The 14,319-nt window shown below is 70.1% G+C and carries 29 protein-coding genes, 1 tRNA gene and 1 pseudogene; 29 read left to right on the top strand and 2 right to left on the bottom strand.

Features of this window, described 5'->3' with window-relative positions; all coding sequences use genetic code 11:
• The 4 genes and pseudogenes from G510_RS0110040 to G510_RS0110035 all read left to right on the top strand — a co-directional run.
• Positions 1–345, top strand: a 345-nt coding sequence (locus G510_RS0110040) for an IS3 family transposase (RefSeq protein WP_157560536.1), incomplete at its 5' end; no start/stop codon positions are given.
• Positions 346–407: 62 nt separating this feature from the next.
• Positions 408–503 (top strand): annotated as a pseudogene (locus tag G510_RS18690) (IS5/IS1182 family transposase); the annotation flags it as partial.
• A gap of 174 nt (positions 504–677) precedes the next feature.
• Positions 678–827 (top strand): hypothetical protein, encoded by a 150-nt coding sequence (locus G510_RS18285; protein WP_157560535.1) that lies wholly within the window; start codon positions 678–680, stop codon positions 825–827.
• 20 nt (positions 828–847) lie between these two features.
• Positions 848–918: transfer RNA gene (locus G510_RS0110035), tRNA-Gly, on the top strand.
• A gap of 65 nt (positions 919–983) precedes the next feature.
• Here G510_RS0110035 and G510_RS16380 read toward each other — a convergent pair.
• Both G510_RS16380 and G510_RS16375 read right to left on the bottom strand, forming a co-directional pair.
• The gene (locus tag G510_RS16380) at positions 984–2,126 is read right to left on the bottom strand and encodes a tyrosine-type recombinase/integrase (protein ID WP_036322780.1); all 1,143 of its coding nucleotides are present in this window, start codon (positions 2,124–2,126) and stop codon (positions 984–986) included.
• Positions 2,126–2,527, bottom strand: a complete 402-nt coding sequence (locus G510_RS16375; RefSeq protein WP_036322778.1) for a helix-turn-helix domain-containing protein — start codon at positions 2,525–2,527, stop codon at positions 2,126–2,128. Before G510_RS16375 ends, G510_RS16380 begins: the two co-directional genes overlap by 1 nt.
• 112 nt (positions 2,528–2,639) lie before the next feature.
• On the opposite strand from G510_RS16375, the gene G510_RS18560 reads away from it, so the two are divergent.
• From G510_RS18560 to G510_RS0109905, 25 genes are all read left to right on the top strand, one after another.
• Positions 2,640–2,861: a helix-turn-helix domain-containing protein gene (locus G510_RS18560; protein ID WP_036322776.1), complete on the top strand. Its 222-nt coding sequence runs from the start codon at positions 2,640–2,642 to the stop codon at positions 2,859–2,861.
• Positions 2,858–3,049 (top strand): helix-turn-helix domain-containing protein, encoded by a 192-nt coding sequence (locus G510_RS16365; protein ID WP_036322774.1) that lies wholly within the window; start codon positions 2,858–2,860, stop codon positions 3,047–3,049. Before G510_RS18560 ends, G510_RS16365 begins: the two co-directional genes overlap by 4 nt.
• A 19-nt stretch (positions 3,050–3,068) precedes the next feature.
• Complete coding sequence (locus tag G510_RS0110010; protein WP_029153531.1) at positions 3,069–3,374, top strand: hypothetical protein; 306 nt, start codon at positions 3,069–3,071, stop codon at positions 3,372–3,374.
• Entirely contained in the window at positions 3,371–3,571 is a 201-nt protein-coding gene (locus G510_RS18280; RefSeq protein WP_029153530.1) for a hypothetical protein, read from the top strand. Before G510_RS0110010 ends, G510_RS18280 begins: the two co-directional genes overlap by 4 nt.
• A complete protein-coding gene (locus G510_RS18555) occupies positions 3,568–4,020 on the top strand; it encodes a RusA family crossover junction endodeoxyribonuclease (RefSeq protein ID WP_051216657.1) in 453 nt (150 codons plus the stop codon). The genes G510_RS18280 and G510_RS18555 overlap by 4 nt, the downstream gene beginning before the upstream one ends.
• Positions 4,017–4,931, top strand: a complete 915-nt coding sequence (locus G510_RS18550) for a YqaJ viral recombinase family protein (protein ID WP_051216656.1) — start codon at positions 4,017–4,019, stop codon at positions 4,929–4,931. Before G510_RS18555 ends, G510_RS18550 begins: the two co-directional genes overlap by 4 nt.
• Before the next feature lie 3 nt (positions 4,932–4,934).
• A complete protein-coding gene (locus G510_RS17595; RefSeq protein WP_029153529.1) occupies positions 4,935–5,723 on the top strand; it encodes an ERF family protein in 789 nt (262 codons plus the stop codon).
• The gene (locus G510_RS0109985; RefSeq protein WP_029153528.1) at positions 5,720–5,986 is read left to right on the top strand and encodes a hypothetical protein; all 267 of its coding nucleotides are present in this window, start codon (positions 5,720–5,722) and stop codon (positions 5,984–5,986) included. The genes G510_RS17595 and G510_RS0109985 overlap by 4 nt, the downstream gene beginning before the upstream one ends.
• Complete coding sequence (locus G510_RS0109980) at positions 5,983–6,396, top strand: hypothetical protein (protein ID WP_029153527.1); 414 nt, start codon at positions 5,983–5,985, stop codon at positions 6,394–6,396. Before G510_RS0109985 ends, G510_RS0109980 begins: the two co-directional genes overlap by 4 nt.
• The gene (locus G510_RS0109975) at positions 6,389–6,787 is read left to right on the top strand and encodes a hypothetical protein (RefSeq protein ID WP_029153526.1); all 399 of its coding nucleotides are present in this window, start codon (positions 6,389–6,391) and stop codon (positions 6,785–6,787) included. Before G510_RS0109980 ends, G510_RS0109975 begins: the two co-directional genes overlap by 8 nt.
• Positions 6,787–7,638, top strand: a complete 852-nt coding sequence (locus G510_RS17590; RefSeq protein WP_029153525.1) for a hypothetical protein — start codon at positions 6,787–6,789, stop codon at positions 7,636–7,638. Before G510_RS0109975 ends, G510_RS17590 begins: the two co-directional genes overlap by 1 nt.
• Positions 7,635–7,838 carry a hypothetical protein gene (locus G510_RS0109965; RefSeq protein ID WP_029153524.1) on the top strand — a complete coding sequence of 68 codons (204 nt, stop codon included), beginning with the start codon at positions 7,635–7,637 and terminating at the stop codon, positions 7,836–7,838. The genes G510_RS17590 and G510_RS0109965 overlap by 4 nt, the downstream gene beginning before the upstream one ends.
• Positions 7,838–8,329: a single-stranded DNA-binding protein gene (locus G510_RS0109960; protein ID WP_029153523.1), complete on the top strand. Its 492-nt coding sequence runs from the start codon at positions 7,838–7,840 to the stop codon at positions 8,327–8,329. The genes G510_RS0109965 and G510_RS0109960 overlap by 1 nt, the downstream gene beginning before the upstream one ends.
• 142 nt (positions 8,330–8,471) lie before the next feature.
• Positions 8,472–9,245, top strand: a complete 774-nt coding sequence (locus G510_RS0109955; protein ID WP_029153522.1) for a hypothetical protein — start codon at positions 8,472–8,474, stop codon at positions 9,243–9,245.
• A gap of 16 nt (positions 9,246–9,261) precedes the next feature.
• Positions 9,262–9,540, top strand: coding sequence for a hypothetical protein (locus G510_RS0109950; RefSeq protein ID WP_029153521.1), 279 nt, complete (start codon positions 9,262–9,264; stop codon positions 9,538–9,540).
• Positions 9,541–9,618: 78 nt separating this feature from the next.
• Positions 9,619–9,798, top strand: a complete 180-nt coding sequence (locus tag G510_RS0109945) for a hypothetical protein (RefSeq protein ID WP_029153520.1) — start codon at positions 9,619–9,621, stop codon at positions 9,796–9,798.
• A gap of 48 nt (positions 9,799–9,846) precedes the next feature.
• On the top strand, positions 9,847–10,032 hold the full coding sequence (locus G510_RS0109940; protein WP_029153519.1) for a hypothetical protein: 186 nt from the start codon (positions 9,847–9,849) through the stop codon (positions 10,030–10,032).
• Entirely contained in the window at positions 10,029–10,559 is a 531-nt protein-coding gene (locus tag G510_RS0109935; protein WP_029153518.1) for a hypothetical protein, read from the top strand. Before G510_RS0109940 ends, G510_RS0109935 begins: the two co-directional genes overlap by 4 nt.
• The gene (locus G510_RS0109930; RefSeq protein WP_029153517.1) at positions 10,552–10,734 is read left to right on the top strand and encodes a hypothetical protein; all 183 of its coding nucleotides are present in this window, start codon (positions 10,552–10,554) and stop codon (positions 10,732–10,734) included. Before G510_RS0109935 ends, G510_RS0109930 begins: the two co-directional genes overlap by 8 nt.
• Positions 10,735–10,919: 185 nt before the next feature.
• On the top strand, positions 10,920–11,327 hold the full coding sequence (locus G510_RS0109925; RefSeq protein ID WP_157560534.1) for a hypothetical protein: 408 nt from the start codon (positions 10,920–10,922) through the stop codon (positions 11,325–11,327).
• Entirely contained in the window at positions 11,324–11,503 is a 180-nt protein-coding gene (locus G510_RS0109920) for a hypothetical protein (RefSeq protein WP_029153515.1), read from the top strand. The genes G510_RS0109925 and G510_RS0109920 overlap by 4 nt, the downstream gene beginning before the upstream one ends.
• Positions 11,500–11,703, top strand: a complete 204-nt coding sequence (locus G510_RS19110) for a helix-turn-helix domain-containing protein (RefSeq protein ID WP_211219179.1) — start codon at positions 11,500–11,502, stop codon at positions 11,701–11,703. Before G510_RS0109920 ends, G510_RS19110 begins: the two co-directional genes overlap by 4 nt.
• Before the next feature lie 183 nt (positions 11,704–11,886).
• Positions 11,887–12,450: a ParB N-terminal domain-containing protein gene (locus G510_RS0109915; protein WP_211219178.1), complete on the top strand. Its 564-nt coding sequence runs from the start codon at positions 11,887–11,889 to the stop codon at positions 12,448–12,450.
• A complete protein-coding gene (locus tag G510_RS0109910) occupies positions 12,447–13,655 on the top strand; it encodes an ABC transporter ATP-binding protein (protein ID WP_036322769.1) in 1,209 nt (402 codons plus the stop codon). The genes G510_RS0109915 and G510_RS0109910 overlap by 4 nt, the downstream gene beginning before the upstream one ends.
• Complete coding sequence (locus tag G510_RS0109905; RefSeq protein WP_029153512.1) at positions 13,652–14,290, top strand: formyltransferase family protein; 639 nt, start codon at positions 13,652–13,654, stop codon at positions 14,288–14,290. Before G510_RS0109910 ends, G510_RS0109905 begins: the two co-directional genes overlap by 4 nt.
• The last annotated feature ends 29 nt before the right edge of the window (positions 14,291–14,319 follow it).

Here is a 14,319-nt window from a genome sequence, read left to right as displayed (position 1 = left end):
GGCCTCCGCACAGCGATCAACGACCTCGAACCGAGCGAGAAGCCTCTGGTCCACTCCGATCAGGGCTTTCAGTATCGGCACACCCTCTGGCAAGACACGTTGCGAGACGCCGGACTCACGCAGTCGATGTCTCGCAAGGGCACCTGCCTCGACAACGCTGCGATGGAGAGCTTCTTCAGCCATCTCAAGGAGGAGTGGTTCCGCATCCGAGAACCGCAGACTCTCGCCGAGTTTCATGCAGGGCTCTCCGAGTATTTGACCTGGTGGAACTCGGCACGAATCCAGAAACGCCTCGGCTACCTCAGCCCCAATGAATACCGCCAACACGCCCTGCCAAGCCCGTAGGATTTTGATTCCGAGTCCAACTTTCGGGGTCCACTCCAATCGAGCGCAACTACTGCAAGATCAAGCAGTGACGCGGGCTCGCCACCCGCTACGACAAACACGCGGTCATCTACCGCGCCGCAGCCGTCCTCAACGCCGTCATCGCCTGGAATCGAGAGCTCGCGCACGTCATCCACGGGAACCGCCCGACACCCTTCGGGCCCGTCGAGTCGAAGCAGGAGCGATGCGCTGACGAATGGGCAGCGCCGCGCCTCATTCGAGTCGAGGAGTTCAGGTGCTCCGGGGCGGGCGCGGCCCTTCGGTGGCTCACCACGACCAAGCAGCGCTACGGCGTGCAGATCATCAAGGCGCCCGACGTCTCCGTGGTCCTCGAGAAGTTCGCCCGCCCGATGCGATCCGATGCGCAAAGCGGTGGGCAAACGATGGATTCGACGCAAAAAGCCCCAGCGTGTATTCTGAGCGAACGCCGTTCTACCGCGTGATTACGCGGCAGAATAGCTCCGGGGCTGTAGTTCAATGGTAGAACTTCTGCTTCCCAAGCAGACAGCGCGGGTTCGATTCCCGTCAGCCCCTCCGACCAGGGATTTTCCCGGGTAGCGGCCCCGCCGTCCGACAGGACGAGCGGGGCCGCCCGCTATTTACTCGCCGTTTTCAGCGGCGAACACCTCGAGGCGCGCGGCGACGTTGGGACGCTCGAGCGGCTTCTCCACGTAGTGCCGGTCGGTGACCGTCGAGCCGGGGGCGTGGCCGAGCTGCAGCTGCGCGTCCTCGACGCCGAGCACGGTCGCCACGGCCTTGCGGCAGTCCTTCGGCGTCACCCAGGACACGCTCGTGTCCTTGAGCGCCGTCTTCCACTGCGCGCGCACGTTCTCCGGCCAGCGGAGCGTGCCGACGGCCGACGGGAACACCCACTCGTTGTAGGCCTGTACGCGCCGCGAGGTGAGCGCGTCGAGGACGAACCGCGGCAGCGCGAGGCGGCGGCGCGACTCCTCCGACTTCGGCTGTTCCTGGCGCTCGAGCCCCTTGCCCGCGATGCGGACGACGGTCGCGGTGATCGTGATCCACCCGCCATCGAGGTCGACGTCGTCCCAGCGCAGGGCGAGTGCCTCGCCGGGGCGGCACCCGGTCCCGAGGAGCACGTCGGCGAAGTCGGCGAGGTCGTGGATCGACCCGTCGCGGTGCGGCGGCTTCGCGTCCCAGGCTCGCATCGCCGCGCGGAGTGCACGCACGTCGTCGACCCCAGGCGCTCGTACGGCGTTCTTCGTACGCTTCGGGAGGCGCAGCTCGTCGGCGGCGTTGGACGGGGCCGCACCGTAGCGGACGGCGAGGCTGCACATGCCGTTGAGGACGACGCCGAGCATGCGCGCCTGCGCGGGGCCGGATGACTCGGCGACGCGGTCGGTGATGCGCTGCAGGCGGGGCGGCGTCGCCTCGCGGATGCGCACGCGGCCGACGTGCTCGTTGATCTGGGCGTTGACGGTGCCGCGGTAGCGGGCGATGGTTGCGGCTGCGCGGCCCTCCTTCTCGATCTCATCGAGCCATGTCTCGGCGAGTTCGGCGAGCGTCGACTCGCGCGTGATCGTCTCGCCGGTGGGGGCGACGCGATCGCGTAGCGCCCGGACGAGGGCCTGCTCGGCCTGCGCGTGGGTCTTCGCGCGGCGCTCCATCTTGCGGGTGACGCCGTCGCTGTCGCGGTAGTAGGCGACGGCGGCGGGCCTGCCGCCGAGCGTGGTCCGGCGGATGCGGCCCCAGGTTTCGAGTACGAGCGGGGGTCGTGCCATCAGTTGCTCCTCGGGTGTGCGGCGACGGCGCGGCTGAGTGCGGGGATGAGGTCCGCGACGGCGGCGAGGCGGTGCTCGGGGTCGATGTCGCGGATGAGGGGGGCGAGCATGGCGACGTAGGCCTGCACCTCGGCGCTGTACATCGTGCCGTCGAGGTCTACGTCGAGCGCGACGAACAGGCGGATGAGCTTCTCCGCCTGCGGCGCGACCGCGCCCTTCTCGATGTTGCGGATGGTGCGGGCGGTCACCGCGGAGCGCTCCGCAAGGGTCGCCTGCGTCATCCCGCGGGCCGCGCGGAGGTCCCCCACAAGCTCCCCGTACAGCAAGCGCTCGTGCTGTGTCGCGCGCTCAATCGCGGTGCGGGTGAGAACGAGGTCTTTCCCGGTCGGTTCGCTACTCATGGGGAAGAGCCTACCGACTGTTTCCGGTTACGCCAAGCAAAACGGCAAAATACTGCAGTCTCGTTCCGGCCCGAGCTTGCTCCGAGGGGAAAGACTCGCTACGGTTTTTCCTATGACACAGCTACCCACTCCTGGCCGGGCACTCCGGGTACTCCGCGAGCAGTCTGGCCTCACAGCCCGAGAGGTCGCCGAGCGAGCCGGGGTCTCCGAGTCCTACCTGTCGCGCGTCGAGACGGGCCGCGAGGACGCCTCCCCCGCGTGGATCGGATGCGTCGCGGCCGCCATCTCCCGGGCCCTCACCGAGGGCGCGCAGCCGCGAAAGGTCGCGGCGTGACCGAGCGCCGCGGCCCCGTCCTGCCCACCGCGAAGGCCGCCGAGTACGTCGGGCTCAAGCCCCAGACGCTCCGCAAGCTCAGGCACCTCGGGCAGGGCCCCGCCGCCTTCAAGCAGGGCCGCCTCAACGTCTACTACCCGGCCGACCTCGACGACTGGCTCGCCGATCGCCTGACCCCGGCCACCTGAACCACACAAGGAGCTAGAGATGCACGAAGCACTCGCCCGGGCAACAGACCCGGACACCAGCCACACCGCCGCCCCCTCCCGCACCAAGCGCGAGGAGCAGAAGCGCGCGATCCTTTGGCTGCTCAGCAACATCGGCCCGATGACCGACCACGAGCTGACCTGGCAGTACAGCCGCCTCCGGTTTCGGAACGACTGGCCCGCGACGCAGACCGACTCTGTGCGGAAGCGCCGCGCCGAACTCAAGAACGAGGGCCGCGTCGTCGACACCGGCACCGTGTCCGGCTTCGCTGGCGGCCGCGCGAGCACCGTCTGGGCCGCCGCATGAGCCGCACCCGCCGGGCCCGCCTGCTCGCCACCCTCGGACTCGCGCAGGTCGTCGCCTGGGCGCTCGCCTTCGCCGCCGTCCTGTCGTGCTACGTGCGCATGACCGTCGATGCCTGGGCCCTCATCGCCGCCGCTCTCCTCGGCCTCGCCTGGGCGCTCGCCGCTAAGTCGGACCGGGTCTGGGAGGCGGCGTCATGAGCCACACCTACTTCGCCCGCTCGGGCGTCACCGTCCTCGAGCTGCCCTGGGCGACGCCGCCGGTGACGGCGAACCAGCGCCTCCACTTCCGCGCACGCGCCAAGGCGACCGCGCTCGTGCGCGGCACCGTCGGGCGTCTCGCGTCCGACCTCGTGCCGCCGATGCGGCGGCCGCGCGTCACCCTCGTATGGCTCGTCACAACCCGGCACCGCCGCGACGCCGACAACGTCGTACCGACGCTCAAGGCCGCCTGCGACGGGCTCGTCGACGCCGGTATCGCCGCCGACGACACCCCCGAGGACATGGACAAGCCCATGCCGATCATCCACTACGCCAAGGGCCACCCGAAAGCACCCGGGATGTTCCTCGTGATCTGGGACAGCCCCGAGGCAACCGCCGAGGAGGAGCGCGCGATCGACGCGCTCACCGACGAGGAGGACTGCTCATGACGTACCTCATCATCGACGACGGAGCCGACCGCGAACGCTGGCTCGGCAAGCGCCGAGGCGGCGTCACCGCCACCGACGCGGCCCGCCTCATGCAGGGCGGCGCAGGCACGTGGGCGACGATCCGCCGCGAGAAGGACGGCCACGAGGGCAAGTTCCGCGGCAACCAGTTCACCCGCCACGGCAACGAGCGCGAGCCCGTCATCGCCGCGTGGCTCGCCGACGAGTACGGCCTCGAGCCCTCGACAGCCCTCGCCGCAAGCGCCGAGCGGCCGGAGGACCTGGCGACACCGGACGCGATCGCGCCCCCCACGCCGAACTTCACCGAGGGCGGACTCGAGTACGTCACGCACGCCATCGGCGAGATCAAGACGACGCTCCACGACTGGCAAGCGTGGGAGGACGTGCCGCGGCAGTACTTCTGGCAGGTCCTCTGGCAGATGCACGTGACCGGCGCGCGCAAGTGCATATTCGCCTTCGAGCCGCACGAGAACTTCATCCCGCTCTACATGGAGCCGCGCGTCTTCGAGGTCTACGCCTCCGACCACGCGGACGAGACGCGGGAACTCATCGAGTCAGTCGACCGCTGGCGCGCCGCCGCCGACGAGCCGGTCCCCGAAAGCCTCGCCGAGCTCGACCGCCTCCTGACCGACCGCGCGCAGTTCAAGGAGGCCGCCGACGTCGCCGCCGCGCACGTCTCCGACCTCGACGACCAGATCCGCGAACTGATCGACGCCCACGGCGAGCCGGTCAAGTTCGAGGGCACCGCCGCGAACGTCACCTACTCGGGCAAACCCGTCAAGTCGACCCGCTTCGACTCCAAGGCGTTCCAGGCCCGCTACCCGAGCGCCGCCAAGCGCTTCACCAAAACGACCGAGTCGCGCCCGCGGCTCACCATCACCGCAAGGAGCTAGAACATGACCGCCGCCGCCGAAAAGCTCGCACCCAAGGGCACCCCGAAGACCACCCCCAACGCGGCCCGCGCCGCCGCGGGCCTGCCGCCCTACGAGGAGCCGCCGAAGCACCCGAACCTCGCCGCCGCGCTCGCCGCGTTCCAGGCCGAGGTGCCGAACGTCCGCAAGGGGCAAACCGCGAACGTCGCATCGCAGAAGGGCTCGTACTCGTACGACTACGCGGACCTCTCCGACGTGACCGAGGCCACCCTCCCCCTCCTCGGAAAGCACGGCCTCGCCTTCTCAGCCATGCCGACACAGGACGAGCGCGGGTTCCTCCTCGAGTACGCGCTCACCCACGAGTCGGGCGATCGCCTCGCCGGGAAGTACCCGCTCCCGGCCGCGGCGACGCCGCCCCAGCAGCTCGGGTCGGCGATCACCTACGCACGCCGCTACATCCTCACCGCGATCACGGGCGTCGCACCCGGCGGCGACGACGACGACGCGCAGGCGACGCAGGCGTACCAGAACCAGCCCCAGCAGGCCCCGCGCCTGCAGGCCCCCGCACAGGCAGCGCCGGAGCCGAGGAACTGGGCCGCGAAGGCCGAGCAAGACTACGCCGCGGGCGCGCCCGCCTCTCACCTCGCCGGGCTCTGGCAGGCCGCGAAGCAGGACGGCGCGCCCCTCGAGCACCTCGACCGCATCGCGTCGCTCGGCCGCGCCCGCCAGGCCGAGTCCGAGCCGACCGACGCCGAACCCGCAGCGGAGGAAACCCCCGAGGACGCACCGGCCGGAGAGAAGGCGCACGCATGAGTGGCAGCATCGCCCTCCCCGCGCACGAGGCCGAGTGGCTTCTCCGCGGCGCGCTCGCCGCGGCGTCGAAGGATGACGTGACGCCCGCGCTGCGCGCCGACACGCGCTGGCTGCGCAGCGGCATCGGTGCCCTCCGGTTCGTGTTCCCGACGGCAGCCGAAAAGGGGAAGTTCCAGCCGGTCCTCGTCGTGAACACAGAGGGCACCGCCCGCGGGCTCGTACAGCCGAACCTCCTCCTCGATGCCAGGAGGTACGGCGCATGAGTGAGTGGAGCGACCTCCGCGACCGCGCCGAGGCCCTCGTCGAGCAGGGCGCGCTCGACCCCGTGACAATCGCGCGCACCCTGCACCACCTATCGATGCTCGGCCTCGAACTCACCGCGTTCATCGGCGACACCGATACCGGCCTCCTCGCAAAAGCGTCAGAGGCGGAGCTGGATTACGACGCGCGCCGGGCGAAGATGATCGACGACCTCCTGGGCGGCGGGTTTACGTTGACCCGCGCCCGGGAGCGGGCGTCGCACAGCCTCCGCGAGTTCCGGCGCGAAGCCGAGCAATCCAAGCTCGCCGCCGACTACGCGAAGGGCGTCCTCGCGTCCGTCAACCGGCGGCACTTCGAGCTAATGAACGTGGGCAAGCACGTCGACGCCGCAATCGGAGGCCGCCGTGGCTGACCCGACCGACAAGGTGCGCCGCGGCACCAAGGAGCGCGACGGCGAGCGCTGCGTCGCGTGCGGCACGCAATGGGGCCTCACCTTTCAGCACCGACGGGCCGTAGGGCAGGGCGGGTCCAGCCTCCGCCCCGGGTACGCCGACGGGCTCGCCGCGTGCGGGCCCTGCAACGCCCGCTTCGAGGCCGACATGCAGACGCTCGCCCTCCTCAACGGGTGGAAGGTGCGCCGCTGGGTGAAGGACCCGGCGCGCGTCCCCTACTACCACTCGGCCTCGGGCCGCTGGTACGCGCTCACCGACGACGGGCCGTGGCGCGTGCACATCCCGCGCGCCGAGGCCGTCGAGATGATGCTCGCCGTGTACGGCCCCGACGCCCGAGAGGGGGCCGCGTAATGGCGTGGTTCAAGGTCGACGACAAGTTTTGGTCGCACCCGAAGGTGCTGCTCCTGTCGGACTCGGCGGTCGCCCTGTGGGTGCGCGCGGGGACGTACTGCGCGCAGCAGCTCCTCGACGGCACGGTGCCCGCCCGGGCCCTGCGCCTCCTGGGCACCGAGGAGGTAGCCGACGAGCTGGTAGACGCCGGGCTGTGGACCCGCGAGGCGGACGGATGGAAGTTCCACGACTGGATGGATCACCAGCCGTCACGCGCGGAGGTCGAGGAGCGCCGGGAGCGCGAGCGAGACAAGAAGCGTGCGCAGCGCGCCCGCGGATCGTCCCGCGTGGACCGTTCGGGGGACGGCCGCTTCACCTCCCCCGACGCGTCCCCCGATGTGTCCCCAGGGGACACCCCCGGGGAGTCCCGGTCTGGTCCCGAGGGGGAGTCCCCCGCTACCCGTCCCGTCCCGTCCCGTACTCCTAACGGAGTATCTATTCCTCGCATCCGCGAGGAGTTCGAGCGGGCCTATGCCGGATGGCCGAAGAAGACAGAGCGCAAGAAGTCCGAGGCGAAGTTCGTCCGGCTGGCGCAGAAGCACGACCCGTCGTGGCTCGCCGACCAGGTGATCCGGTTCGGGCAGGCGTACACGCAGACGACGGAGACGCAGTTCGTCCCGGCGCTGGTCGTGTGGCTGAACGGCGAGCGCTGGACGGACGAGCTGCCGGTCGCGAGCCGCGAGGTCGTCGACCAGCAGTGGACCGCCGCGATGCGCTCGGCACCCGGCGACCCGTGCGCGGGCGGCCACCGATTCCTCGAGGACGGAACCTGCATGCACTGCACCGAGCGCCAGGGCGGACGAGCCTCATGACCGAGTCGCACTGCACCGCCTGCGACTGGGCGAACCAAGCGCAGGAGCGGCTCCTCCGCTCCGAGAACCGGCGTAGGCGTCTGCGCCGCGAGCGATTCAGACCCACCCCCGGCGTGCTCGCGACCCGCGAGTACGACCACGAGACAGAGCAGCTTCGCCGCTACCTCCGCGGCGAGCAAATCCGAGAGGAAGTGGCCTGATGGCCGGAGAAACCGTGATGACCGTCGTAGGCAACCTGACCGCCGACCCCGAGCTGCGCTACACGCAGTCCGGCGTCCCCGTGGCCAACTTCACGATCGCCTCGACCCCGCGCACGTTTGATCGCGCGTCGGGCGAGTGGAAGGACGGGGAAGCCCTGTTCCTGCGCGCCAGCGTGTGGCGCGACTTCGCTGAGCACGTCGCCGGATCCATGACGAAGGGCATGCGCGTCATCGCGCAGGGCAACCTCCGTCAGCGGAACTACGAGACGCGCGAGGGGGAGCGGCGTACGTCGATCGAACTGGATGTCCAGGAGATCGGCCCGTCGTTGCGCTACGCCACGGCCCAGGTCACCCGAGCGGCCGGTGGGGCACGCGGCGGCTCCCCCGCCCAGGTGCCCGGCGGCCAGCAGGCCGCCCCCGACTGGTCGACGCCCGCCTCGGCCGACGCGTGGAGCACCCCAGGGTCGTTCTCGGACGACACCCCGTTCTGATGGGCCGCCGTCCAGCTCCCAGGGTCGTGCCCCCCGCACGGCCCCGGGAGGCCCCGAGCCCTTGCGGCCACGCGTGCTGCTGGACCCCGCACGGGCACTCTGCCGTCGCCACCTCCTGCACCTGCCACCGAGAGGATTCCTAATGTTCCCGTGCGTCACCCACACCCTCCGCATGGCCAAGCCGTGCACCGTCTACGGCGAGCACCTGCCGACCTGCCGCGGAGTCGCCCTCGACGGCGAGCGCGCCGTCGCCTGCGAGGGATGCCTCCCCCAGCCCGCAACCCGCGGGATGCTCTGCGAGTCGTGCAACGAGCGCTACGCGGCCGCGATCGACATCGCCGTAGACCTCATCACGCACATGCGATCCGTGGAGCGCGGCTCAGTACCCGACGGGCCGCGATCGCCGACCCGGCCCGGCTCGCAGGTGATCGTGCCGACGTCATGGCTCACCGCCGACGACACGTGGGCGGCGCTGCACGAGCTCGCGTTTAGGTGCGATCCGTCCGAGCCCCTCGCGGTGCGACCGGGCGGCACGACCGCGTACGGGTTCGGGGCGCAAGACACCATCGAGCACGTCCGCGACCGTGTCGAGCTGGCGCTCGGCATCGCGCAGTCCGGCGATACGACGGACCTGCACATCGCACAGCTCGCCGTGCGGTTCTACCGCGCCATTCAGCGCGCGCTGGCCGCATTTCCGCTTGAGGAGTACTCGCGGCCGCTCGGGTACATCGCGTGCCCCGAACACCGCGGCGGCTGCGGGCACATGACCCTCGAACGCCGCCCGCCGTTGCAGTACCTCGACCCGCTCGTCTACCGCTGCGTCAACCCCGCGTGCGGCAGCGCGTGGGACCCCTACATCGTCGAGGTCGACCTCGCCGAGTACCGCCGACAGATCCAGGCCGAGCAGGCCGCCTAATCGAAGGAGCTACACGATGAACCGCACAACGAACCACGCGCACGAGGCCGCCGAGGCGCTGGACGATGCCGATCACGCCTACCGTGACGCGATCCGGCGAGTTGGGCCGGTGAGCGCGGACCGCGCTCGCCTGGATATGGAATACAGCATCGGCGTCGCGCAGGCGCAGGCGGCGCTCGAGCTCGCTGCGCAGGTGCGCGCCGGGAACCTCCTCGCGGTGCAACGCGAAGGCGTGGCCGCCCCGGCGCTCGCCGAGCGGATCGCTGGGGACGCCGCGGCGGTTCTGTACCCGTAGGCGGGATCCGGCGCTTGCTTTCCGTTCGTGCAGGAGTAACGTATGTACTACCAACCGGTACACACGAAGGAGATAGAGATGAACGAGACCACGACCGAGAAGCTGTTCGAGTTCTACATGGTCTCGCCGCGCGGCAAGCGCATCAGCCCCATCAACTTCCTTCGCGAGAGCGAGCTCGGCCTGCTCGACACGTTCAACGCGAACGAGCAGGCCGCGACGCCCGGCACCAAACGACGCTGGGTAGCCGTCCCCCGCTGACACCCCGGGCCGGGGCAAACCGCCCCGGCCCATCGAAAGGAGCTACGCATGACCACCAACTACGCGCGAACAGCCCTCGCGGTCCTCACGTTCCTCGCCGCGCTCACGATCCTCGCGGCACTCATGTTCGCGGCCACCGCGGGCGGAGCCTGGCTGTTATCCGAGGGACTCATGGCCCTGTTCCCCACCGACTACGGCGAGATCAGCCACAGCACCGAGCTGGTGGTCCAGTGAACGCCAGTGCGGCCGGGGGAACGCCCTACGACCCCAGCGAGGAGACAGGCCCGCCCGAGGAGAAACGCGCGAGCCTCGCAGGCCTGCGGGCCGCCCTTGTCCGGGCAGGGCGCGAGGTCGGCGCGCTCTCCGAGCAGGTCCTGCGCTACCGGCGCGCGCTGATTGACAGCGGCGATCGCCGCATCGCGGCCGAGAAGCGGGCCAAGAGGGCGGAGGCCCTGATCGACAAGATGACCGCCTCGCAGAGGTTCTTCTCCCGGCTCACGGACGCCGAGCACGAGCGCGACGCCGCTCTCGCGTCCATCGAAGCTGCGCTCCGATACGCACGAGTGAACGTCGACGTCGCTGAAGTCGACGGCATGGTGGTGATTCTCTGCGGTGTCCCCGCTGACGCTCTGCGCGAGCACGACGCGGCGCTGATCGACGCCCTGGCAGGGGAAGCCCGGGAGCAGGACGAGGGATCCGGGGCCGCGGACTGGCTCCAGGAGAAGGCCCACCAGCGACGCGAGGAGCGGGAACATGGCTGACAGCTACACGGCGAGCGAAGCCGAGGTGGAGGCGGGATGCGCGGCGTTCTACGAGGGCGCGAGCGGCCTCACATCATGGGAACGACTGGTAGCCACCGACGCGGCGCTCGCGGGACGATACCGCGACGGAATCCGCGCTGCTCTCCTTGCCGCCCAGGAGGTGCGCCGTGGGTGATGTCCGCCCGACCGGGTGGGGGCACCAGTGTCGCCGCCCGTGTCTCTGGCTCGCGCGCCTCAGGGGCAGGCGGCTCGGCGCGGTGTGGCAGTGCAACTGCGGGAATCGGTGGCACATCGGCGTCGCGACCATCTCGCGGGTGCTCCCAGAAGCACCCCTGATCTACGAATGGCAGGAGAAGAACGATGTCTGACCAGATGACACCCGCCGAGATGCGGGAGACCGCGAAGCGTCTGCACGGCGATGCTGGCCCGAGAGGGACGATCTTCGACGACCAGCAGGCACAGGACGCACGCGCGGGCGCGGCCGCCCTCCAAGCGCTCGCGGCGATCCGGGAGGCCTGGACAGTTCCAGGCCCCGCGCCGTCACTTCACCGCGGCTGGCAGCACAAGGTGCGCCGCGGGTGGCCGTCGCTCGCAACGGCGATCGAGCACGGGACGGGGGCGAACGCCGACCCGACCGTACGGCTGCGCATTCTGCGTGCGATCGACGCGACCGGCGTGCTGACCGACGAGCACGATGCCCGCGCGCTCGCCGACGGCCTAGCTCCGCTCATCGCGGCCGAGCGGGCCAACGCGAGGGGGACCGCATGACCCCGGAACAGCAGCTCGAAGTAGTCGAGGCCATGTCCGGCATCTGCGATCTGCTCGACACGCTAAAGGTCGGGCTCGAGGACCGCGGCTGGCAGCCGACGCTCGCGGCGCAGGCGGCGATCCAGGTAGGCGGACCGGTCATCCTGGCTGGGTCCACTCGAGGCGGCAACGCATGATGGGCCGAACGATCCGAAAGCGCGAACTGACTATCGCCGAGGCGGCCGCCGCAACGGGAAAGTCCCCGGACACGATTTACCGCTGGGTGCGGGGAGGCAAGCTCCGGGCAACCGAGACCACCGACGGCCTCAACGTCCGCACCGAAGACGTTCTAGCGGCGGCAGCCCGGACTCGTCCGGGCCGACCGCGTGTCGGGTAGACAAGAACCTGCAAAACGTGCAATAGTCTTTCCTATTGGATGGCAAAAGCTGTCCGAGAAACGCCCCCTCGGCACCTAGCTCCGTCGAGGGGGCGTTTCGCATCCCCGTGGGTCGAGGGCCGGTCAGGCACCGGAGACGACTCCCCGCGGGGCAGTCTTCACCCGCGCACTAGGGAGTTCGCCGTGTCAACGATCGTCCGTACCGTCCCAATGCCCGTCGCCGATCTTCGCCCGTACCGGGGCAACCCCCGGCGCGGCGACGTGGACGCGATCGCCGCATCGCTCAAGGCACACGGTCAGTACCGGCCGCTCGTCGTGAACGAGGGCACACACACCGGGCACGCGCTCGAGGTGCTCGCCGGGAACCACACCCTGCAGGCCGCGCGGAAGCTCGGGTGGGGCGAGGTGCTCGTGTCCGTCGTCGACGTCGACGAGCAGCAGGCGGCGAAGATCGTCGCGGTCGACAACCGCACGAACGACCTCGCCGACTACGACACCGACGCACTCCTCGAGCTGCTGGGCGGCCTCGACGACCTCGACGGCACCGGATACGACACCGACGCAGTCGACGAGCTCGTCTCGGACGACGAGGGCGCTCCCGGCGCGGCCGACCTGCTCGAGCCCGAGGACGACAAATACAACGCCCAGTTCGCCGTGACGGTCGTCTGCACCAACGAGGCCGAGCAGGAGGCCGTCTACGAACGCCTCAAGGGCGAGGGCTACGAGTGCAAGGTCGTGACGGTATGACGACCGCGATCCGCGTCGACCAATCGGTCCCGCCGTACGACTCATACCGCGCCGAGCGCGTCCGCTCGCTGTTCAACGCGACCAACGACCAGGCCACCCGGTTCCGGCTGGACCTCGACCTCCCGATCGACATGGACGGCGACTGGAAGGTCGGCGTCGTCGTCGGCCCTTCCGGGTCAGGCAAGTCGAGCATCGGTCGGCAGCTCTGGGACGGAGATGCCTTCTACGAGGCCGACGGCTGGCCCGACGACAAGCCCATCGTTGATGCGATCGCCCCGGGCGGGAGCTTCGACGCCGTCACGGGCGCGCTCGCGTCCGCGGGCCTCGGCGACGTGCCCGTATGGCTCCGGCCGTACTCGGTCCTGTCGATGGGGCAGCGCTTCCGAGCCGACCTCGCCCGCATCCTCGCCGAGCAGCCCGACCGCGTCGTGTTCGACGAGTTCACGTCTGTGGTCGACCGCCAGATCGCAAAGGTGGGCGCGGGCGCGTTCGCCAAGGCGTGGCGTCGCACGGGCGGCAAGGCCGTTCTCCTGTCCTGCCACTACGACATCCTCGACTGGGTCGAGCCCGACTGGGTCATCGACACCGGCACCAAGCAGTTCCAGCTTGCCTCCGACAAGGAGGGTAAAACTTGGCGACGGCCGAGGATCGACGTGGAAGTCCGGATGGGCGGGTGGGACCTATGGCCGTTCTTTAAGCCGCATCACTATCTAGATATCCCCCGCATGATCGGCGCGAAGTGCTACGTCGCGTTCGTCGACGGCGAGCCCGTCGCGCACCTCGGCGTCGGCACGAAGAACGTAGCGACTAAGGACCGACGGGGCCGGAAGGTGAATGCCGTCGAGGCGCGCGCGTCCCGGCTCGTCGTCCTGCCCGAGTGGCAGGGTGCGGGCGTAGGCGTCCGATTCCTCAACCACGTCTGCGAGCTGCAGCGCACCGGCGAGGGCGTCCTCCCTGGCCGACGGATGACGACCACCTTCCACACGTCCCACCCGCAGCTATCGGCTGCGCTCCGGCGCTCGACGCTGTGGCGGCAGATCAGCGGCACGCTGTCCGGATCCAACAAGGGCGCGTCAAAGGCATCCCTTAAACGCGCCGCCGCGAAGACGGGATCCTTCGGGGCCTCGGGCTTCGGCGGCCACCTGCGCGCCGTCCAGGGCTTCCGCTACTACGGCGACACCTCCACGCACAAGGAGACGGCATGATCAACGTGTACCTCGCGGGGTCCGGCTCGTTCGGGCTCGCCGCAGCCGAGGCAATCGTCGAGGACGGGCACGCCCTCGCGGGCGTCTGCTCCCCCGCCGAGGGCCGCCGCGGCGGCCGCGATCCCCTCGCGCTCTACTGCGAGCGCACGGGCACACCGTGGACCGACGTCGACCGGCTCACGCCCGACCACGTGCCCGACGGCGTCGACCTCATCTACACCGCCCACAGCCACGCATTCGTGGGCCGCAGAACGCGCGCACGCGCGCCGCTGGCCCTCGGCTACCACCCGTCGCTCCTGCCCCTCCACAGGGGCCGCGACGCGGTGAAGTGGCAGTCACGCCTCGGCGAGCGCGTCACGGGCGGCACAATCTACCACCTCACCGATCGCGTCGACGGTGGCCCCATCGCCCTACAGGAGCACGTCATCGTGCCCGGCGGGATGAAGGCGTCGCACCTCTGGTCCGACTACCTGTTCCCGCTGGGCATCCGGCTCACGCGCGAAGCGGTCGCCCTTGCGGCAGACCCCGCGCAGGTGCCGATTCGGCCGCAGAATGACAAGCTCGCGACATGGGAGCCGTCGTTCGACTCGGCCCCGGTGTACCGGCCCGAGCTGCTCGAGCTGACGGCCGGATAAGCCGGAGGCCCGGCCGGACGTTGTGCACC

Origin of the sequence: Microbacterium gubbeenense DSM 15944, assembly GCF_000422745.1 — a bacterium.
Taxonomy (GTDB): domain Bacteria; phylum Actinomycetota; class Actinomycetes; order Actinomycetales; family Microbacteriaceae; genus Microbacterium; species Microbacterium gubbeenense.
Note: the sequence above shows the minus strand (reverse complement) of the source record. Positions and strands in the feature narration are given on the sequence as shown.